16 protein-coding genes and 1 pseudogene are annotated in these 20,742 nt (G+C 43.6%); 9 read left to right on the forward strand and 8 right to left on the reverse strand.

Translation table 11 applies throughout. The annotated features are described in order from the left end of the window. Positions 1-163: 163 nt before the first annotated feature. Together GTH32_RS08880 and GTH32_RS08885 are read left to right on the forward strand one after the other, a co-directional pair. The gene (locus GTH32_RS08880; protein WP_163084878.1) at positions 164-4,129 is read left to right on the forward strand and encodes a S8 family serine peptidase; all 3,966 of its coding nucleotides are present in this window, start codon (positions 164-166) and stop codon (positions 4,127-4,129) included. 226 nt (positions 4,130-4,355) lie between these two features. Continuing rightward, positions 4,356-5,576, forward strand: coding sequence for a GGDEF domain-containing protein (locus tag GTH32_RS08885; protein WP_163084879.1), 1,221 nt, complete (start codon positions 4,356-4,358; stop codon positions 5,574-5,576). Here the strand turns inward: GTH32_RS08885 and GTH32_RS08890 are convergent. Together GTH32_RS08890 and GTH32_RS08895 are read right to left on the reverse strand one after the other, a co-directional pair. Then, positions 5,555-6,943 carry a DNA recombination protein RmuC gene (locus tag GTH32_RS08890; RefSeq protein WP_163084880.1) on the reverse strand — a complete coding sequence of 463 codons (1,389 nt, stop codon included), beginning with the start codon at positions 6,941-6,943 and terminating at the stop codon, positions 5,555-5,557. The two genes, GTH32_RS08885 and GTH32_RS08890, sit on opposite strands and share 22 nt — an antisense overlap. 83 nt (positions 6,944-7,026) lie before the next feature. Continuing rightward, entirely contained in the window at positions 7,027-8,556 is a 1,530-nt protein-coding gene (locus GTH32_RS08895; RefSeq protein ID WP_163084881.1) for a fumarate hydratase, read from the reverse strand. Positions 8,557-8,736: 180 nt separating this feature from the next. On the opposite strand from GTH32_RS08895, the gene pabB reads away from it, so the two are divergent. Further along, positions 8,737-10,152 (forward strand): aminodeoxychorismate synthase component I, encoded by a 1,416-nt coding sequence (gene pabB, locus GTH32_RS08900; RefSeq protein ID WP_163084882.1) that lies wholly within the window; start codon positions 8,737-8,739, stop codon positions 10,150-10,152. Between the two features lie 5 nt (positions 10,153-10,157). Continuing rightward, positions 10,158-10,730, forward strand: coding sequence for a CoA pyrophosphatase (locus GTH32_RS08905; RefSeq protein ID WP_163084883.1), 573 nt, complete (start codon positions 10,158-10,160; stop codon positions 10,728-10,730). Positions 10,731-11,325: 595 nt separating this feature from the next. Here GTH32_RS08905 and GTH32_RS08910 read toward each other — a convergent pair. The 5 genes and pseudogenes from GTH32_RS08910 to GTH32_RS19495 form a co-directional block, all read right to left on the reverse strand. Continuing rightward, the gene (locus GTH32_RS08910) at positions 11,326-11,844 is read right to left on the reverse strand and encodes a colicin E5-related ribonuclease (RefSeq protein WP_203565424.1); all 519 of its coding nucleotides are present in this window, start codon (positions 11,842-11,844) and stop codon (positions 11,326-11,328) included. Between the two features lie 58 nt (positions 11,845-11,902). Continuing rightward, a complete protein-coding gene (locus GTH32_RS08915; RefSeq protein ID WP_163084918.1) occupies positions 11,903-12,358 on the reverse strand; it encodes a type II toxin-antitoxin system YhaV family toxin in 456 nt (151 codons plus the stop codon). Positions 12,359-12,378: 20 nt separating this feature from the next. Next, complete coding sequence (locus GTH32_RS08920; RefSeq protein WP_163084884.1) at positions 12,379-12,708, reverse strand: type II toxin-antitoxin system PrlF family antitoxin; 330 nt, start codon at positions 12,706-12,708, stop codon at positions 12,379-12,381. Between the two features lie 161 nt (positions 12,709-12,869). Further along, positions 12,870-13,244, reverse strand: a complete 375-nt coding sequence (locus GTH32_RS19490; RefSeq protein WP_343033416.1) for an RHS repeat-associated core domain-containing protein — start codon at positions 13,242-13,244, stop codon at positions 12,870-12,872. A gap of 154 nt (positions 13,245-13,398) precedes the next feature. Then, positions 13,399-13,548 (reverse strand): annotated as a pseudogene (locus tag GTH32_RS19495) (IS66 family transposase); the annotation flags it as partial. 164 nt (positions 13,549-13,712) lie between these two features. On the opposite strand from GTH32_RS19495, the gene GTH32_RS08935 reads away from it, so the two are divergent. Then, the gene (locus GTH32_RS08935; protein ID WP_163084885.1) at positions 13,713-15,086 is read left to right on the forward strand and encodes an L-serine ammonia-lyase; all 1,374 of its coding nucleotides are present in this window, start codon (positions 13,713-13,715) and stop codon (positions 15,084-15,086) included. A 71-nt stretch (positions 15,087-15,157) separates the two neighbouring features. On the opposite strand, the gene cysB is transcribed toward GTH32_RS08935, so the two are convergent. Continuing rightward, a complete protein-coding gene (gene cysB, locus GTH32_RS08940; RefSeq protein ID WP_163084886.1) occupies positions 15,158-16,132 on the reverse strand; it encodes an HTH-type transcriptional regulator CysB in 975 nt (324 codons plus the stop codon). Between the two features lie 245 nt (positions 16,133-16,377). On the opposite strand from cysB, the gene GTH32_RS08945 reads away from it, so the two are divergent. From GTH32_RS08945 to GTH32_RS08960, 4 genes are all read left to right on the forward strand, one after another. Further along, positions 16,378-17,079, forward strand: coding sequence for a sensor histidine kinase (locus GTH32_RS08945; RefSeq protein ID WP_163084887.1), 702 nt, complete (start codon positions 16,378-16,380; stop codon positions 17,077-17,079). Between the two features lie 79 nt (positions 17,080-17,158). Further along, on the forward strand, positions 17,159-17,914 hold the full coding sequence (locus tag GTH32_RS08950) for a hypothetical protein (RefSeq protein ID WP_163084889.1): 756 nt from the start codon (positions 17,159-17,161) through the stop codon (positions 17,912-17,914). A gap of 332 nt (positions 17,915-18,246) precedes the next feature. Further along, positions 18,247-19,587: a L,D-transpeptidase family protein gene (locus GTH32_RS08955; RefSeq protein ID WP_163084891.1), complete on the forward strand. Its 1,341-nt coding sequence runs from the start codon at positions 18,247-18,249 to the stop codon at positions 19,585-19,587. A 16-nt stretch (positions 19,588-19,603) separates the two neighbouring features. Then, positions 19,604-20,725, forward strand: coding sequence for a YcbK family protein (locus GTH32_RS08960; protein WP_246223195.1), 1,122 nt, complete (start codon positions 19,604-19,606; stop codon positions 20,723-20,725). Positions 20,726-20,742: the final 17 nt, after the last annotated feature.

The raw sequence follows: 20,742 nt of genomic DNA on the forward strand, positions 1-20,742 counted from the left end.
TACATTTAATTCATTATAAGACATTACAAAGCCTAAAAAATTGTGCTAGAAATAGAAACAGCCCCGAAAAATCACTCTTCCTTATTACTATGGCAAAAAGAGTAAAAGGAAATTTAAATAATTATTCACGGGGTTCCAGGGAACTTTAACAAGAGAACAAAATATGAAAAAAACGCTATTAAGTACGGTAATTGCGGCATCATTAGCGGGCTCTGCTTTTGGTGCATATGCAGTTAATACGCAACTCAGCGGGCATTCTGTAGAGCAGCACAATGCGATAGAAGCAGCCTTTGATAAGAAGAATATCTTAGCGAATGCAATTGAAGTTTCTAACGATCAGGTGCGTGTCATCATACAATTGCAAGACGCCCCTATGGCGCAGTTTAGTGGTGTTAACCCAAGTATGAGCAGCATGGCTGCGCAAAAATCTAAAAAAGTTAATTTCCAGTCTAGTGCGGCGAAGGAATATGGCGCGTTTTTGAAAGCGCAACAGCAATCATTAATTTCAACTATACAATCGTTTGACCCTTCGTTCGCAGCGGATATGTCTTATACGGCATCATTTAACGGTATCGCCGGTTTAATCTCAAAAACGGCATTAGATAAGCTGTCCTCACTTTCAAACGTAAAAGCGGTTTACCCTGATACTATTCACCACGCACAAATGGATGCAAGCCTTGATCTAATTGGTGCTATTGAGACATGGGAACAATTAGGCGGAAAGGAAAACGCTGGCGCAGGTGTTAGAGTAGCGGTTGTAGATAGCGGTATTCGCCCAGAAAACCTATTGTTTAGTGGCGAAAATTTTGAAGCGCCTGACCCAGATACCCTGCCTACCGACGATTACTGTTCTGAAGTTGCTGATTTTTGTAATAACAAACTAATTGTTGCCAGAAGCGCCGAAATCGTGGCTGGCTTTGACGTAGTTGAAGGCGAATATGATAGCCCTCTTGGCTTTAATGGTCACGGTACTCACGTGGCGGGAACTGCTGTAGGTAACTATGGCGTGACAGCAGAGCGAGATGGCGCGACGGCTGAAATTTCAGGTGTAGCACCCGCGGCACAACTAATGGTTTATAAAGGCCTATTTGCAACACCGGCCGATCCGACCTCATCAAGTGGCGCCTCCTCTATGCTATTGTCTATGTTAGAAGCTTCATTGCTTGATGGCGCGGACATTGTTAATAACTCCTGGGGCGGCGGCCCAGGCGGCAGTCCCGAAGGCTCGGTGTATGAAGACGTATTTGCAGCAATGAAAGATGCGGGTGTTGTTACCGTTTTTGCTGCGGGCAATGACGGCCCAGTAGAAACCAGCATCGGGTGCCCGGGTTGCTCTGATGACGTACTTACGGTTGCTGCCACTACCACAGACCGTTTATTTGCCAACGAAGTTACCATTGAAGGTGACACCACTATTGGCAGTATTCCCGCCCTATTTTCTGTGGGCAACACTGCTGTAGTTATAGAATCAGCCATTACCGCACCGGTTATTTATGCCGGCGAAATTGATGCAGATAACTTCGAAGGTTGTTCAGCCTATGCAGATAACACAGTTTTCAACGGGGCTATTGCGTTAATTAGTCGTGGTACATGTGGATTTGTAGATAAGGTACAAAACGCACAAGATGCTGGTGCCACTGCAGTATTGGTTTTCAATTCAGAAGGTCGTGGTGAAGCGCCTATTTTAATGGGCGGCTTAAGCCCTGATCAAACAATTCCTTCGTTAATGCTACCGGCTACCCCTGGTATTGCACTTGCCAACCTTGCGGCAGAATCTGATGAACCGGTAAATGTAACCATTGGTTCAGAAATCGTTCGCACTACGTCGCCAGATTTAGCTGATATTATGGCCGATTTCAGTTCTCGTGGGCCGAATGGCGACCCTACGTTCTTAAAGCCTAATATTGCTGCCCCTGGTAATAATATCTTTTCTGGTGAATCTCCAGATGCGCCAGGGAATATAGATGAGAACTTCTCGTTCAAAAGTGGTACCTCTATGGCGTCGCCTCACGTAGCTGGCGCGGCTGCATTAATTAAACAAATGCACCCTGACTGGACAGCCGATCAAATTAAAAGTGCGTTGGTTACCTCTTCTATTCGCGATGTGTTAAAAGAAGATGCGCTAACCCCTGCAGATAATTTTGATATGGGAGCGGGTCGCTTAGATTTACCTCGTGCGAGCACAGTTGAGCTTACCTACAGTGACTTGTCTATGGTTGAAGCTGACTGTTTCCTTACCTGTGACATGTCAATTACTGTAACGAACACCAGTGATGCAGATGTGTCTGTTGATGCTACTGCAATGTTTAACGACCCGGCTATTTCTGCGTCGGTAACGCCTGACATGGCTACGCTAGCCGCCGGTGCTTCTGCGGAAATTACAGTTTCAGTAGATGTTACTACCGCTTCGACGGGAGAATGGTCGTTTGGAGGAATTAACTGGACAGACGGTGATGATACAACTACCGATTATTTCATCCCCATTGCAATATATCCAATCAGTAGTGATGACCCTACGTTATTTAATACTGCGGTAAGCGCTAGCGTGGCAAGTGAAGGTGAAACAGTGGTTACTGAGGCGTATGCAAGTAACCAAGACCTCACTGGCATGATCAGTATTACTGGCGAAATTGATAATAAGTACGAAATTAACCCTGCGTCAATCTCAGCGACTAAAAACGGTAATCAACAGCCGGTTAGTTACGATGCCGAAAGTAATAGTTTATATTGGGAAGGCGCACTTAATACAGCAACAATGTCACTAACCGAAGACGCGACAATATCGACAACGCTTACCGGTGGGTACTTGCCCATGGCGCTGCTAGGCGTAACGCCATTAACGTGTAGTGCCACTTGTGACGATACTTCTATTACCCTTACTGGCTTGCCGGCAATGGAATACCTTGGAACGACATATACGTCGATGCAAATTTCCTCCAACGGCTTTATTTCCATGGGTACTTCATCAGGAAGCGTATCTACACCATTCGCTGAGTTGCTACCTAACCGTAGTGAGCCCAATAATATTCTTGCGCCATACTGGACAGATTTCGATTTGGCCGGCACCGATGCCGGTGATGCAGGTGCTGGTAATATGTACGCTGCTCTATTAGGTGGTGGTACGTTACTTGTAATCGAATGGGCGGATGCGCAGTTATGGGATATCCCTGGTACCAGCTTTAACTTCCAAATTTGGTACGATTACACTACGCAAGACTTCTACTATGTATATGGAGAGATGAGTGACCCAGAATATGTGACAGTATCGGGGGCCGAAAATATCGCCGGCTCAGTAGGGGTTACCTTAGGTGCACTGACTGAAAACGGCCTGCAAGGTACACTACCTGTTGAAGGGGATGAGTTCGTACTTGGTTCTACCGCAGGTGAAGAACTGTCTATTAGCTATGAAGGTACAGTATTGCCAGTTAGCGAATATATGGATGATATGCTTAGCGTGAATGAAGATGCCAGCATCAACGCCAACGTTCTGGCTAACGATGAAGACAGCCTTATTATCAATAGCTTCACTATGTCGTCGCTGTCGGGTAACTACCGAAGCTTCACACCCATTACTATTGATAAAGAACCGTTAGACCCTGCTTCTATCGTTATTTCTCAAGAACCAGCTAACGGTAGTGTCGAGGTAAGTGAAGACGGTACTGTTACCTACTCACCTAACCCAGATTTCTTCGGTGAGGACAGCTTTAAATATACCGTAGCCACTGAAACTGTTGTTGTTGGTGAGGAAACCTCTGGTGGTGACGTTATCGGCGAGGCTACTGTAAATGTGGCTGTAGCAGGCGTTCAAGACGCTCCGGTAATTAGCGTGTCTGCTCCGTCCTCTGTGGATGAAGGTGAAGATTACTCTATTACTGCGTCGGCGACTGATGCAGATGGTGATGATGTAACCATCACTATTGAAGGTATGCAGACTACAAGCTATTCAGGCACCGCGCCTAGCCATGAAACCTCACCGTCAATTTCTCTTGTCGTTACCGCTACTGATGGTATCGATACCACAACAGAGACAGTGAATATTCAGGTGAAAGATAAGAATGGTGGCTCTATGGGTTGGTTAGCATTATTGCTAACGCCATTTGCGTTCTTACGCAGACGTAAAGCTAGCTAAGACATATAGCTTTTTAACAAAACGAAGAAAAAAGGCCGCTTAACTTTAAGCGGCCTTCTTATATAAGGGGGGCGAAAATAGAAGTATAGCTTCACAAAAACGTGCATGAAATTGCACAATGTATAGACAACGTGTAAATGTTATGCAAAAGTAATATGTTTTCACACAAATTTTACATACTCGTTTGGTTATGGACTGACTCAGGCTTTCTTACACGGAAATTACGATGGATTTGCTTTTAGTACCTAGTGTTAAGTTACTTAATGTAATAGCGCTTCTTGCAGGAGTAGCAACATTAACCTGGTCATTAATGGCTACCCCCCTACGGCTCTACCGCCTTGCCAGTAAGCGTTTTGCGTTGGCGAACGGGGTTATTTTTTGTTACTTTTTCGGCTATCAATGGCTTACCCCTTTCACAGGTGAGATAACTTGGCTTGTCAGTCACTTAGCGCTGTTTTTCTTTGCACTTTTATATCAAAGTGGCGTGCGAATATTGTTTCGTCATCAACGCAATAAAAGTGCGTTATGGTTAACCTTTATTTTTGCCGCTATTGCTATCTTTATTGCAAGCTATAACCCCCGTTCTTTGCCTATTGTTCTTGCCTTAGTGGCCTGTTTAACCGCGGCGGTGTTTTATAATGGAACCCGTATAAAACAGTTAGAGTTGAGAAAAGAATTTAGTCACGTGTCGTCTTTTTTATTGAGCCTTCCCGACTATGTGTTTATCGCTGTCGTGTTTTTTTCAAGCGCTGCATATATCGCCCATTTTTCAATGGAAAGTCATTCCTATTGCGCCCTTGACATAGGGCTTGATGTGTATTTATGGGTGGCAGTGGGATTAGTGGTGTTGATTAACGCTACCGCCATGACCGCGGCTATTATGCGTTTAGTATTAAAGATTACTTTTCTTGCTGAACATGACCAATTAACAGGGTTACTCAATCGCCGTGCTATTAAAAAAATGCTGCAAATTGAGTGGCGTAAATTTCAGCTACAACGGGAGCTGAAAAAAGTGAACGCGAAGAACAAAGCACAGCCTGAGGCTAATTTCAGCGTACTTATGGTAGATGTTGACCATTTCAAGCACATTAACGACGAATTCGGCCATGACGCTGGCGATGCCGCGCTAACCTTTGTTTCGAAAAACCTTGCACAGTTAGTAAGAGAGGATGATTATTGCGCGCGCTTCGGCGGTGAAGAGTTTATTATTATTTTAACCAATACTTGCCACGAAACTGCGCTGGAACGGGCTTCAGCCATTTGCCAACACTTTGCCCAAACCCCTTGGCGAGAGGGTGTAGCCCCATTAACGTTAAGCATAGGGTGTGAAACTGCCATGAACGCCACAAGTATCGATCAGTTACTTTCTCGGGCTGACCGCGCGCTCTATCACGCTAAGCGAAGTGGAAGAAATAGAACCATCGCCTACTCTGCTTCCTTTGCGTAGTTCTTAAGCCCAGTATTAGAAAGTCGCTTATTAGGCTGTACTCCCATCTCTCTGAACTTTTCAAGCTGCCGAACTATATTACCGCGCCCGCTTGTTAATTTGCTAATTGCCCCTTCATAGTGAGCATGTGCGGTATCTATAGATTTACCGAGTTTTTCAACATCACCCACAAAGCCAACGAATTTGTCGTAAAGTTTGGCTGCCTGCTCGGCTATGTGCTGTGCGTTTTGATGTTGATATTCGTATTGCCAAATATTATTAATTGTTCTTAGCGCCACAAGCAGATTAGTGGGGCTAACCAGCATAATATTTTGGTTTAGCGCCAATGAAACTAAGTCGGGCTCTTCTTCTATAGCCAATAAAAACGCGGCTTCAATAGGGATAAATAACAGCACATAATCTAGGGTTCTAAGACTAGCAATGGCTTGATAATCTTTGGCACCCAGCCCCTTAATATGGCCCTTTATGGAATTTACATGCTCTCGTAAATATTGCTTACGTAACTCACTGTCATCTTCATTATAATAGCGCTCATAGGCTGACAAACTTACCTTCGCATCAATAATGACATCTTTATCGTTGGGCAAATGTACCACGACGTCAGGTTGTAAACGCTTACCGTGTTCAGACTGTGCCGAAACCTGGGTTTCAAATTCGTGCCCTTCTCGAAGCCCCGATTCTTTTAGTATTCGCTCTAATATCACTTCACCCCAATTACCCTGCTTCTTATTGTCGCCCTTTAGCGCATTGGTGAGTGCAGCGGCTTCTTGCGTTATCTTCTGATTGAGCTCTTTTAAACCTAAAATCTCTGTTTTAAGCGACGCTCTTTCCTTCCCTTCACGAATATGTTGTTCAGAGATTTGCTGCTTAAAACCTTCTAATTGGGTTTTAAAGGGGGCTAATACTGCTTCGATATTTTGCTTACTCTGGGTGTGATAGGAGGCGTTTTTTTCTTCAAATATTTTATTTGCAAGATTTTCAAATTGGGATTGTAAGCGTTGTTCAGCACTGTTCATCAATGCCATCTTCTCTTCATGGTTTTGCATTAGTGCATCGAGTCGCGCGCTTTGCGCTTCACTTTTGGCCACCACTTTGGTGTAACTTTGCTGCAGTGCTTGATAGGTCTCGTTAAGGGCGTTTTTTTCTTCCACCAGTCTATTGTATTGGGCTGCCTTTTCGTTAAGCACACCAATGTGATGTTGCTGCGTAATCTCACGCTGCTTACTTTGCTCAATCGTGGCTTCGCACTCATTAAGTCGCTGGCGTAGTCTTGCTACGTTTCTGGTTTGGATAAATAATGCGCATAAAAGGAAGATAAAGCCCGAAAAGGTTACAAGAATATAGGGATTGGAAACGTCAAATATCATAAGGATCGCTGCACTGTTATTTTATACAGCACTATAAACAAAAACAGGTGCCATTGGCACCTGTTTTTACAACGAAATTATGATTATTTAGACAAGGTTGCGTCTAAATCTTCAATTTTTGCTTTCCAAATCGCCGGGCCGGTTTTATGTGCATTAGCACCTGTACTATCAACCGCAACCGTCACAGGCATATCTTCTACTTCAAATTCATAGATAGCTTCCATGCCTAAATCTTCAAACGCTACAACCCGCGACTTCTTAATTGCTTTAGATACTAAGTAGGCCGCGCCACCTACCGCCATTAAGTATACTGCCTTGTGTTTCGCAATAGATTCAACCGTCGCAGGGCCGCGTTCAGCTTTACCTATCATTCCAATAAGGCCAGTTTCTTCTAGCATCATATCAGTAAATTTGTCCATACGGGTTGCTGTAGTTGGCCCCGCTGGGCCCACTACTTCATCACCCACGGCATCTACCGGCCCAACGTAGTAGATAAAGCGGTTCGTTAAATCAACACCCTCGGGTAGCCCTTCACCATTGGCCATCATGGTTTGAATGCGCTTGTGGGCCGCATCACGGCCTGTGAGCATTTTACCCGATAGCAATACGGTTTCCCCAACCTTCCATTCTTGAATGTCTTCTTTAGTGACATCATCAAGATTTACGCGACGGGTGTTTTCACCCACTTCCCACGTAACTTCAGGCCAGTCTTCTAATTTAGGCGGCGTAAGTTCAGCAGGCCCAGAACCATCTAAATAGAAGTGCGCGTGACGGGTGGCTGCACAGTTAGGGATCATCGCAACTGGCTTAGAAGCAGCATGGGTTGGTAATGATTTAATTTTCACATCTACCACAGTGGTTAACCCACCTAAACCTTGCGCACCAATGCCAAGACGATTTACTTTATCAAAGATATCTAAACGAAGCTTTTCATCGGTCGTCTCTGCGCCACGCTCCATTAACTCTTGGATATCCACAGGGTCCATTAGGCTTTCTTTCGCCAACACGGCAGCTTTTTCTGCTGTGCCGCCAATGCCTATGCCCAGCATGCCTGGCGGGCACCAACCAGCCCCCATTGTGGGAAGCGTTTTTACTACCCATTCAGCAATATCATCGCTTGGATTTAGCATTACCATTTTAGATTTATTTTCAGAGCCACCGCCTTTTGCCGCAATCATGACTTCAATTTTATCACCTGGCACCATGTCTATATGTACAACAGCGGGCGTATTATCTTTGGTGTTTTTACGCGCGCCAGCAGGGTCTGCAACAATAGATGCCCGTAGGGGGTTGTCAGGGTTCAGGTAAGCACGACGAGTCCCCTCATCAACCATTTCCTGCACTGTCATATCGGTTTTATCCCAAGTAACGCCCATTCCCACTTTTACAAAGCAGGTAACGATACCTGTGTCTTGACATAAAGGGCGCTTACCTTCGGCCGACATTCTAGAATTAATAAGAATTTGAGCCATAGCATCTTTTGCCGCTTGGCTCTGCTCTCGGTTATACGCTTCTTCAACGGCTTTTACATAGTCGATGGGGTGATAATAAGAAATGAATTGTAGGGAATCTTCAATGCTGTCAATGAAGTCTTGTTGACGGATAACGGTCATGACATCCTCTTTTTATTTGGCTTTCGTGGTCTTAGCTTGCTAAAAAAGCGTATACTAGCGCATCTAAGTGCAACGCACCACGGAAAACCACCAGTCTTTAGCGCATTACAGGCGGTGTTGTAGTTTAGTTTGCGTTGTAATTGTTGTAATTAGAATAGCGAGTGTAGAGTCGAAATTAGCATGGCCCCCGCAAATCCCCTAACTATCACCATAAGCCATTATAAGCCGCGCGAGAAAGGCGTCGGTCTTGTTGATATATTTGCACGTATTGCAAATCAACCATGGTCCATGCTGCTTGATACATGTGGTTCCACAAAAAGTGATGGCCGTTTTAATATAATGTTGTGGTCGCCGGCTAAGGTTATTACCGCTAAAAGAGGTGAAACTCACTTACAATGTATGACCTCAGGCAATACAACACGTTTACCCCTCTCCCCCTTTGAAGCAACCAATGCGTATCTTCATAGTGAAGTAGCTGAACTAACTATTAGTAAGCAAAACCATAGCTTAAGTGAACAATTACCGTTTTTGGTAGGGGTAGCGGGCATGGCTGGTTACGATACTGGCCGCTATTATGAAGCGCTGCCGACAAATGCCATAGATGACTATGCAACCCCAGATTTTGCAGTAGGCCTCTATCTTCATTCACTTATCGAAGATTCTCACACAGGTGAGATATTCTATTGCTCCACCGACGGCACTCATGTTCCCAACCTAGATGCAGAAAACCACGCTAGACGGGATAAGCATGTCCCCTTTGCCCTCACATGTGGCTGGCAGTCTAACTTATCCCCAGCTGAATATTCGCAACGCCTCGATGCTATCAATAAATACTTAATTGCAGGCGATTGTTACCAAGTTAATATGGCGCAACGCTTCAGTGCAAAATTTAACGGTGACGTGTGGGATGCTTATGTGGCGTTACGAAACGCCAATCAAGCGCCCTTTTCAGCCTATATTCAGTTACCCCAAAGTACAGTTATTAGTATTTCTCCGGAAAGATTTATAAAAGTATCTGAGGGCCGGGTGGAAACAAAGCCCATAAAGGGCACGCGCCCACGCTTTACTGATCCGGCCGCTGACGCGGAAAGCGCCGCTGCGCTGTTGAGTGCGCAAAAAGACAGAGCGGAAAATCTTATGATTGTAGATTTGCTGCGCAACGATATATCGAAGCACTGCAAGCCTCATTCAGTAGACGTGCCCCATCTTTTTGCGTTAGAAAGTTATGAAGCGGTACATCATCTTGTAAGTACTGTTGTAGGCGAACTTAACGATAATGCTACACCGCTTGATTTGTTGGCTTCCGCTTTCCCTGGTGGTTCAATTACGGGGGCCCCGAAAATTCGCGCAATGGAAATTATTGATGAATTAGAAGTTCACAGGCGCAATATTTATTGTGGCAGTATTTTTTATATGGGCAGTCGTAGCGATCTTGACTCTAGCATTTGTATTCGCACACTATTGGCTGAAAACAACCAACTGCATTGCTGGGCTGGCGGGGGTATTGTGTTAGATTCAAAGGCCCATGAAGAATATCAAGAAACCCTAGATAAGGTATCTAAAATATTGCCGGTACTCGAAGATAAGTTTGGATAAATAGCGTGACCCGAAGTGAGTTTTTAGCACAGTTCCATCATTTAAGGCAACCTTACAGAGAGCCCGATTTCCCGCTAACGGCGGCAGGAAGGCCCGCCGCTGTGCTTATCCCTTTGCTCGACTATGGCAACAAACTATCGGTTTTATTGACCGAGCGTGCTCATCATCTTCGTCATCATCCTGGACAAATTAGTTTCCCAGGGGGCGCAGTAGATGAGGTAGATAACAACGTGTTTGACGCCGCCCTACGAGAAGCAAATGAAGAAATTGGTTTACCCTACGAAAATGTGGAGGTAGTAGGAATGCTTCCTTCGTATCGGACAATAAGTCGCTATAATATTGCGCCTGTTATTGGCTTTGTTAAACCTAATTTTCAAGTTGTTTTAGACGCTAATGAAGTAGAAAGTGCCTTTGAGGTCCCTTTAGCTCATGTACTTAACCGGAAAAACCACCTCATTCACACATCTCACCGCGGTAATGCATCCTTTCCTATTTATTTTATTCCTTGGCAGGACAAAATGATCTGGGGCGCTACCGCTGCCATATTACGAAACCTTTCTCATCATATTCATCCCTAGTTATGGGGCTTTCTCGCTTTTATGTTCCCAGCTACCAGTAACGCCACAGCGTCTTTAAATCTATCGCATGATTCTATTAGAGATAGATTTAAATCGACCAAAAACCATAATTAATAAACGTGAACTTAATAGGTTGCAATATCCGTAATCTGCCGACTGTTAGCTTAACAGCGGTCTATCACCAGTGCTAATTTCAGGTAAAAAACTACGGATTAGATCCATGCTTTCAGTATGTTTTAAACTGAATTCTTTCTATTATCATCGTAAATTGTCACAGGGCTTACATCATGATGTACTACGGTTAAAGATTGGTACATTGTTTCTGTTTTTGATGATGAGGAATTGATCGGCAAAATCCTCTGGGGCACTTGCGAAGAAGTTGAGACTTACCGATTTTCACCGGGCAGCTATATCAGTACATCAAAATCGGCACGGCTTTTCCCCTGCGCAGATCACCCAATTGAATTTGGCACCAAACGGATTTTTTCATTGAGGCGCTCAAATAGCCTTGAAAACAAAATTCCAATAGCCAGCAAAAAACAAAGCCCCGCGAGTGCGAGGCTTTGGATTCAAAAACTATTACTCAATTTATTCTTCAACCTTTTGCAAAGAAACAATAAACGCAGTGTGATCCACCATCCTTTGAACCGTAAACAAATGCGGGATCATTTCTACCTTTTCCATCAGGAGTCTTATTTGGTCTTCTATTATCAGTAGACTCACCTGTTGGCTCGGTGTTACCAACCAAGTCATTCACTTCATCTTCTGTCCAACCTCTGTCACCCAATTGATCTTTGATTTTATCGTCAATTTTAACATTACCGTCTGATGACTCATTAAAATGATTAATCGCTTGTATAGTTAGATATGAGCCACCTGATCCTACTGCCAATCCAGCAATCCCACCACAGACAGGACCACAAACAAATGTACCTGCAACAGCAGCTAAAGCCCAATTCTTACCATCAGGGTCAACATACTTATAAGGGTTATTAGCAGCATAAGCGTACCTGTTAAACCCTTGTATCTTTCCTTGCGAAATGAAAAATGCGGCATCAACAGGATCATTCGAATAAAAACGACCTATGACTGGATCATAGTATCGTGCCTGCATATAAAATAATCGGAAATACGATCCAGACTACTTTCTTGTGGAAAAACAATCGGTTCGCTTATGGAGAGAGCAATTCGTCCTTGGCTGCTTTTAAAAGATCTTCCCATCCCTCAGGAGGATGACCAGACGCTAACATCTTTTCGAACACTTTGTAAGCATCGGTCTTGCTACCGTATGCTCGTTTATTTTTCTCGTCATTAACCCAAGCATACACGATGACCTTCGACTCTAGGTGATAACGAAAAAACAAACGGTATTGTTGGAAGAACTTTGCCCTAAACCAGTGCTTGTTATCATCACCTAATGTATTTCCTTGGCGAAATTCAGCGCTGGTAGGGTCATGTGGTATTAATTCGAAGATTAGCCTTTGAATAGCAGCTAATCGTTTCGTGGCATTCTTTTTAAGGTAGCCTTTTGAATCTTTCTTACGTGAAGCCTCAACTTGTGATTTAAGACTAAGGTACTGCTCTTTAAACAATGGATGAGTGTAAAGTGTCCAACTATTTACGACCATTGGTATCGTTTTTTGCAAACTTACTCGTCCTCATCCAACAACGGAGCATCTAAGTCAATCTCAACACCTTGAACTAACGCATCAACGCTTTCACGCATACTTGCTGATAACGGTTCTAGCCTCTCTGGGTGAGCCTGCATATCACGTGCTATGAACGATAAGAATTCCCCAAGCACAGGGTCACTTTCTTGCGCTGCTACACGCGAAATAACAACACTGCCATCAGACTGTATCGCGTATTTAATTTTGTCTTTCTTACCTAAGTGCAATGCCTTACGAACAGGACTAGGCACGGTGGTTTGAAAACGGTCTGTCAATGTTGATTCAGTTTCTAAAGCAACTTGTGCCATAACAACCTCTACCTTTTACTTCTGTCATTAGTTTTGATTTTAGTATGAATGAAGAGGTAATGCAAATGCATTACCTACTCTGTGTTAGCTTGAAAATACTCATGTTGCTTAACGCGGAAGGATGGGACTTACCATAAACCTCAGCAAGCTTGGTGCGCGATTCATACTGCATTGAAACTACCTCCAAGTCCCCATTTTCCATTATCTGATAAGCCCGGAAAAGAAACCGTGGCACTTACATTGAAGCCCTCTGGAATTGTCACGCCCAGAGTGTCAGTTACAAAGCTAGAAGTATTTAGCATAGAAATAGCTGAAGGTAGGTTATACTCAATCTGAACCGAAACTGCATCTCGACCATCAGGCTCTGTATACTTATATGGCTTATTATTCGCATAAGCGTAACGGTTAAAGCTATGCACATCACGGAATCCAATAGGGTCATTGGAATAGAAACGACCGATAACTGGATCATAGTATCGTGCCTGCATATAAATCAACCCGATATCGGTATCTTGCTTATGCCCTGTGTAACCAATTTCGTCGTCAGGAGAACTTCCTCATGCGGCACCTTAAGGTCCATACCTATTGCGCTTTACGTTGCTATCCCAATGGTATTGGTTGTGCACTGCTACATTACCATTACTCTTTTTAGTATTGGGCAGACCGCTATTGTATAGAGATAAGGTGTTAATACCGCGCGAGTTTTTCCCATTGGTTCAAGTTGTATTGTATTGCTTCGTCTAATTTGGTTTTCGGTAGCACTTGCTGGACTGGTTTAGTTAGCCATGTGTAAAGCTGATTGATTAAAGGTAAGCTTTTTTCTTGCTTGGTGATGTAGCGCGCTGGACTCTACGGCAATAGTTATTTTATCGATGGCGGCCCAAAAAATAAACAAGCTTTACATCTCATTAGCATTTCTAATTTTAAGATTAGCATTTTTGTATTGAGACTTTGTCCATCTACATGCATCATCACCCTATTGTTGATTAACTATATGTAACCTTATGATTAGTGTTTTTGATATGTTCAGCGTAGGCATAGGCCCCTCAAGCTCCCACACGGTGGGCCCTATGCGTGCAGCAGCCGAATTTGCACACAATCTAGCAGCAGATAGCACGCAATTTTCTACCATCAGCAGGGTTAAAGTAGAATTGTTCGGCTCGCTAGGCCAAACTGGTATTGGACATGGAACGGGCAAAGCGGTGATTTTAGGTTTGTGTGGCGAACACCCTGAATCGGTGGATGTTGATAAAATTGAGCCGCTACTAGAAGAAATTAAAAACAGTGAACAGTTAGCGCTAAATGGCGAAAACGTCATTCCCTTTCCCAATAAAAACGCGATTATTTTCCATCGCAGAAAAACACTGCCTAAACATGCTAACGCCCTCACGTTTTATGCCTATGCAGGTGATGAGTTAGTTGCAGAGCAAACGTACTATAGCATTGGGGGCGGCTTCATCATCAAGGATGAAGAGTTTGACGCAGCGAAAACTCATGCCGCTGCGGTACAAGCTAACGTTCCTTTTCCATTTAAAACCGCTGCTGACCTGCTTGCCCAGTGTAAAAACAATGGGTTGAGCATTAGCGGAATTATGTTGAAAAACGAAGCCACGTTTAGACCCACCCACGAAGTCAAACAAAAACTTCACGAAATTTGGTTAGCAATGAAGGCATGCATTCAGCGAGGCATTGAAAGCGAAGGTATTTTGCCCGGCGGGTTAAAAGTTATCAGACGTGCGCCAGCTTTGTATCGACGCTTACAAACAGAACACACTAACGATCCTATGCAAACCATGGATTGGGTAAATCTTTTTGCGCTAGCGGTAAATGAAGAAAACGCCGCAGGCGGACGTGTGGTAACAGCTCCAACGAATGGCGCAGCCGGTATTCTGCCTGCGGTACTTCAATACGTAGATAAGTTTATCCGCCCTGTAGATGAAGAAGTTGCAAGCCGGTTCCTGTTAACCGCTGGTGCAATTGGTATTCTTTATAAAGAAAACGCGTCCATTTCAGGTGCTGAGGTGGGGTGTCAAGGCGAAGTTGGTGTTGCCTGCTCAATGGCCGCGGGTGCCCTTGCTGAAATTATGGGGGGAACTGTATTAGCGGTTGAAAACGCAGCTGAAATTGGCATGGAACACAATTTAGGGCTAACCTGCGATCCGGTGGGCGGTCTTGTTCAAGTGCCTTGCATTGAGCGAAATGCGATGGGGGCAATAAAAGCAATTAATGCTTCGCGTTTAGCGTTACGCGGTACCGGTGAGCACAAAGTATCTTTAGATAAAGTAATAAAAACCATGCGCGATACCGGTAACGATATGAAGACAAAATATAAAGAAACTGCCCGCGGGGGGTTAGCGGTAAACATTATCGAATGTTAGATGTGAACAAGGACGGGCAAGCCGTCCTTGTATTTAATGCTTAATAACGTGCAAAACACGGTGACGTTTTGCTACTTCACTGGCAAGGTTACGCCCTTGAACATTCTTTCTACTTCGTCGTTATTTTTGAGCATCATTGCCTTCTCAACCTTATCTTTTGTTAAGTGAGGCGCAAACCGCTCAATAAAATCAAACATGTAGCTACGCAGAAATGAGCCCTTACGAAAGCCTATTTTTGTCGTGCTGTATTCAAAAAGATGGCTAGCGTCTATTTTTACCAAATCGTCATCAAGTTCTTCATTCACTGCCATCGACGCAATAACGCCTATTCCCACGCCTAAGCGTACGTAAGTTTTAATAACATCAGCATCCGTAGCGGTAAAAACAATTTTTGGCGTTAAGTTAGCCCGTTCAAAGGCATGATCGAGTTCAGAGCGCCCGGTAAAACCAAACACATAAGTAACCAATGGATATTTGGCGATATCGCTAATATCAATTTTTCCCTTTTTAGACAGTGGGTGGTCTTTATTAACGATAACACTGCGGTTCCAGTGATAGCATGGAAGCATTACAAGGTCGTTGTATAGGTGAAGCGCTTCGGTGGCTATAGCAAAATCAGCTTCGCCTTTTGCTGCTAAGTCACTAATTTGCGAAGGAGTGCCTTGATGCATATGCAGTGAAACTTTAGGGTACTTTGTCATAAACCCTTGAATGACATCAGGCAATGCATAGCGGGCCTGCGTATGGGTAGTGGCAATATTAAGTTTACCTTGGTCGGGTAACGTATGCTCACGTGCTACCGCTTTAATGCTTTCCACTTTTGCTAAAATTTCGCGAGAAATATTGATAACGTCTTGCCCGGCATCAGTTACATGGGTGAGGTGTTTTCCGCTACGGCCAAAAATTTGAACGCCTAGTTCATCTTCTAACATACGAACTTGCTTGCTGATACCTGGCTGTGAAGTATATAAGCTTTCTGCCGTAGCAGAGACATTCAAATTATTATTGAGTACTTCAACTATGTACCGTAACTGTTGTAATTTCATGTAAAACACCGTTCCTCGTTGTTAGCCCACTACTATACCCCTACCGTTATAACCAAAACCACTGATTTTTGCTACCTGCTATTACAAAAAGGCCATAATAATCGTGAAAATAGTGGGCATTTAGTGGCGAAATAAGTGATACTAACCTCTTATAAGATACCAAGTATTTGTTTTATTTAGAGGACTTACAATATCTCTCGTATATTGCTATGCCCCACTAATAAAAATGCAAGGCTCATAGAAAAATGACTGTAAAAAATAAACTCAGTTCACCGGTAGACTTTTCTTCGGTACTGGCTGCTGCTGTCCACGATATGAAAAATTCACTTTTTCTACTTATACAGTCAATCGAAAATCTTGCCCGCGAATTGCCTTCCCACAATAGTGAGGCCCGTGAGCAAGTAGCTAACGTGCATTATGAAGCGTCGCGGCTTAATACAAATTTAGTTCAAATTCTTTCGCTTTATCGCGCCGAATTAGAGCGCTTGCCGATTAATGTTGACGAATGTTTTGTGGCAGATTTACTGTCTGATGTGGTTGATTCAAATCGACTCTACGTTGAACAAAAACGGATTGACGTTACGGTTTGTGTAGCACCTGAACTTAGTTGGTATTTAGACAGAGAACTTATCTATTTGTTAGTTAACGATGTACTGGTAAACGCGCTTCGTTATGGTACGGCAAAAATTCATATAAGTGCCATTACTGAGGGCGATATTTTAAGCATAAAAATTGAAGACGATGGGAGCGGTTATCCGCCCGCCATGTTAGAAAAAAGCCATGAAGATTTGGCAGACTTTCAGCTAAGCCAAGGCCGCACTGGGTTAGGTTTATTCTTTGCTCGTCTTATTGCCGATGCACATTCGCAGGGCGATGAACGAGGTAGCATTTCTCTTTCTAATGGAGGATGTCTAGGTGGAAGTGTATTTGAAGTAAAAATACCGTAATATTGGCCAATCGCAGCGTGCGGATAGCTCGCGGTATTAGGTAGATGAAATAAACTCAGTTATAAATGGAACTACGCGCATGTACGTGACAATAATAATTCTCATAGTCGTATTACTTATCGCAGCAATTTTTATTAACGCGATACAGCAACAGCGTGAAAAAATAAACGCTGAACGACGTGCTGAACTTGCAAAACAACGGGCCATTGTAGAAGAAGCTGAAATCGTTATTATGGCGGCGGCGAATATCCCCACCTCTCCTCGACTCACAAAGATTTTGCACAACCGTGTGTTAAATGCGCTAAAAGTAATTTACGAACTAAACAGTACACCAGAAATAAAACAGCGCATTAGCGATTTAGAGCAACAAAGTAATGATGCGACTGACAATACGGGCCAAATAAACGAATTCGTACTTCCAGACAACGACAAGCAAATTATTCAATACATACAGGCCGTGAAGAAGCTACGTGTCTTGCTTCGCTCAGAGCATAGTCGCGGAAAAATAGATTCTAAAACCTTTATTGAAGAAGAAAAACAATTAGAACGCTTACAAATAAAGGTAAATGTTGAAACCTTAATTAAGCGCGGTCGTTCGGCGCACCAAACAAATATGTTAGGTTCGGCAAGACAGTACTATGAGAAAGCGAAAACGGCATTAGAAAACCAGGCACAAAAAGACGAATACGCTCAAGGGCGTTTAGCGTCAATAAACGAATGGTTAGAGGAAATTCAAAGTAACCTTAAAAATGTTAACGCTAAAGACCGAGCGAAAAAGCAAGAGGAAGAACGGGACGAACTAGATGAGTTGTTTGCTCCTAAGAAGAAGTGGTAACGCTTTTTCTTCGCCCCTTCGTACACCTATAAAAGGCGTTCTCTATCTCCTCTTAAATATATCTATAGCCTTCATCTGTGTCATTAATTCAAATACTTAGAGGAGGCTTCTTTCCATAAGTTTTGTAATTTTTGCGCCTTTCGCTGTTCATTTTTCACATTTCAAAATTACCGCCCTGTGCTAAATGCTACACATTAGTGGTTTTTTCTCGTCCGCTCTTTTATTGGTGCAAACTTAAATAATGCAATAATTTCAATAGCTTATTTTTTGTTATTGCGCTGGCACCAGTTTTGCTCCCTCGTTAGTATCAAGACTGATAAGGATTATGAGCCATGGATAAGATGCAAAAAATGTTTGAAAATCTTAGCGCTTACACGCTGCCTAAGAATGAAACAATTAAACGCACCTCGCTATCGAAGTTAGCAAAAAACGTTATGATGGCTGCCGGCCTGAGCTTGCCAATGTTGGGGGCCAATGCCGATCCTACTGCCTCATCACCAGCAGCAACCTCGCTGGCCTCACAAGCACAATCCGCCATTTCCTCTTATCAATACGCCCATATTGAAAGCCATATAGCGCAACTTCGAGAAGCGAAGTTGCGTTATGCAAACATCGCTGCAAAAGGTGGCTGGCAGCCCATCTTCCTTGAGGGGGCTTTTCGCAAAGGGGATAAAGGAGAAGCAGTGACGAAAATTATCACGCGTCTTCTATTTGAATACCCCGAACTAGTAAACAGCTGTAATGTTACTAACGAAAACACGCAAGCAGTATGTGAATACACGTCTGAGGTTGAAAAAGTAGTGAAAGATTTTCAACGTCGTCATGGCCTAAAAGTTGATGGTGTGGTGGGCACAAAAACGTTAGCGGCGATGAATATTAGTGCAGCACAAAAGCGTGACAAACTGGCGTTAAATATTGCGCGTATTCAAGATTTTAAATCTAAGCTTGGTGAATCTTTTGTGCTGGTAAACATTCCTGAATACCGCCTGCGTTTTATTGATAATGGCGAAGTGAAAGCAAGCAAAGGGGTTGTTGTAGGACGACCGAGTTGGAAAACCCCTTCTTTTAGCGACAAAATAGAAAAGTTTGTGGTTAATCCAGAGTGGCGTATACCGCTTTCTATTGCTACGAGGGAAATAGCGCCTAAAGTTGCTGCCGATCCTGACTATCTTACGAAAAATAATATTGTTATCCGAAAAAACAGTTTTGTGGATGATGAACTTATCGATCCTTCAACCATTGACTGGGCGTCTATTAAACCTTATGAATTCGAGCACTTTTTAGTAAAGCTTCCGAACGACAACAACCCTTTAGGAAAAGTAAAGTATCTATTTCCCAATCCCCATGCGGTGTACGTCCACGATACGCCTAATCAGGGTTGGTTTAATCAGCCCATGCGGGCTGCCTCCCATGGGTGCATCCGACTTGAAGACCCCTTTTCTCTGGTTGAAATTATCGCTGAGATCCAACGTGGAAGTAGCCTAGTTAAACAGGTAAGCATGGCCCGTGAAATGCAAAAGTCAAAAACCTTTCATTTGGATGACCCACTACCAATCCATCTGGTCTATTGGACAGCTTGGGCTGACGAAAAGGGGAAAATAAACTTTCGCGACGATATATACCAACGTGACGAAGCAGAACTCAATTCTATCGCTCAAGTGGCATCGCTATAACGATAAGGACGGCATTATGAAACGCTCCCTAACCCATAGATTAACTGCAAAAGGTTTCTTTTTTAACGCGAAACCCAACGTGCTTTCAACGTTTATAAAGGTAATGGTGTTTGGCGCAGGCCTTAGCGTGGTCGGTGCCTGTCACGGGCAAGACAAACTTCAAGGGGTCAAAAATACCCAGGTATCACACCCAGATAAGCGAAACCAAGTGAGCCCAGCCCCACACGAACCAGTGATTGTTGAAAACTATTCAGCGTTACCTGACGCGGGTATTAACATGAAAATTGGCGATATTGTTTCGCCTTATCGCGTATTTTCAATGTTTGTGCTACCGGGGGAAACCACTGAGCTAGAGGTTATTTACCCCCAGCCCAACACCCAGTATGCACTGTTCGCTGATAACCAGTCGGTAGCCCATGCTGAAAAAGGCACATGGAATTGGACTGCACCACAGAACCCCGGGGAAAAGCGTTTAGAAGTACGGGATGACAAAGGGAACGTCGAAATGGTGATTAACGCCTTTATTATGACCCCCGCAGATGAAGTTGAGGGTGGCCGACTTAAGTACTATCACATTGGCCCCTACCCTAAAGAAAGTGAAATTAAGAATAAGGATATGTATATAGAGCCAGAAGGGTTTATTGAAGTTAATGAAGACAATATGGAACTTAACTTGTCTCCCCATTTTAAATTAAAGGAATTTACCAGCAAACAAGGTACGCGTTTCCCTAAGTTTGTTTATCTACGTAGCCCCTTAATGCTGAAACTTGAAATGCTTCGGCGCGAATTGAATTTAAATGATATACCCGTGGATAACATGGTAGTTATGAGCGGTTACCGTACCCCGCAATATAACCGTGCTATTGGTAACGTTAAATTTAGCCGACACGTATATGGTGACGCCGCAGATATTTTTGTAGACAACGACGGAAATTACCGCATGGATGATTTGAACGGGGATGGAAACCACACGATAAAAGACGCCGATGTGATGGCCAAAATGATAAGCGAGTTAAATAAACGAAGCGTATATAAAGGCCTTATCGGTGGTCTTGGCGTATACGGGCCAAAATCTCATAGAGGCGCATTCATTCATATAGATACGCGGGGCGTTAAAGCCCGCTGGCGCAAGCCTTAAACCCCTATCTCTGTTAC

Origin of the sequence: Alteromonas profundi (genome assembly GCF_010500865.1) — a bacterium.
GTDB lineage: Bacteria > Pseudomonadota > Gammaproteobacteria > Enterobacterales > Alteromonadaceae > Alteromonas > Alteromonas profundi.

Coding starts and splice junctions, on each gene's coding strand:
- GTH32_RS08895 (WP_163084881.1), bottom strand. CDS start 8,556: ATGACCGTTATCCGTCAACAAGACTTCATTGACAGCATTGAAGATTCC.
- GTH32_RS08945 (WP_163084887.1), top strand. CDS start 16,378: ATGACTGTAAAAAATAAACTCAGTTCACCGGTAGACTTTTCTTCGGTA.
- GTH32_RS08910 (WP_203565424.1), bottom strand. CDS start 11,844: ATGCAGGCACGATACTATGATCCAGTCATAGGTCGTTTTTATTCGAAT.
- GTH32_RS08960 (WP_246223195.1), top strand. CDS start 19,604: ATGAAACGCTCCCTAACCCATAGATTAACTGCAAAAGGTTTCTTTTTT.
- GTH32_RS08915 (WP_163084918.1), bottom strand. CDS start 12,358: ATGGTCGTAAATAGTTGGACACTTTACACTCATCCATTGTTTAAAGAG.
- cysB (WP_163084886.1), bottom strand. CDS start 16,132: ATGAAATTACAACAGTTACGGTACATAGTTGAAGTACTCAATAATAAT.
- GTH32_RS08880 (WP_163084878.1), top strand. CDS start 164: ATGAAAAAAACGCTATTAAGTACGGTAATTGCGGCATCATTAGCGGGC.
- GTH32_RS08935 (WP_163084885.1), top strand. CDS start 13,713: ATGATTAGTGTTTTTGATATGTTCAGCGTAGGCATAGGCCCCTCAAGC.
- GTH32_RS08955 (WP_163084891.1), top strand. CDS start 18,247: ATGGATAAGATGCAAAAAATGTTTGAAAATCTTAGCGCTTACACGCTG.
- GTH32_RS08950 (WP_163084889.1), top strand. CDS start 17,159: ATGTACGTGACAATAATAATTCTCATAGTCGTATTACTTATCGCAGCA.
- GTH32_RS08890 (WP_163084880.1), bottom strand. CDS start 6,943: ATGATATTTGACGTTTCCAATCCCTATATTCTTGTAACCTTTTCGGGC.
- GTH32_RS08885 (WP_163084879.1), top strand. CDS start 4,356: ATGGATTTGCTTTTAGTACCTAGTGTTAAGTTACTTAATGTAATAGCG.
- pabB (WP_163084882.1), top strand. CDS start 8,737: ATGGCCCCCGCAAATCCCCTAACTATCACCATAAGCCATTATAAGCCG.
- GTH32_RS08920 (WP_163084884.1), bottom strand. CDS start 12,708: ATGGCACAAGTTGCTTTAGAAACTGAATCAACATTGACAGACCGTTTT.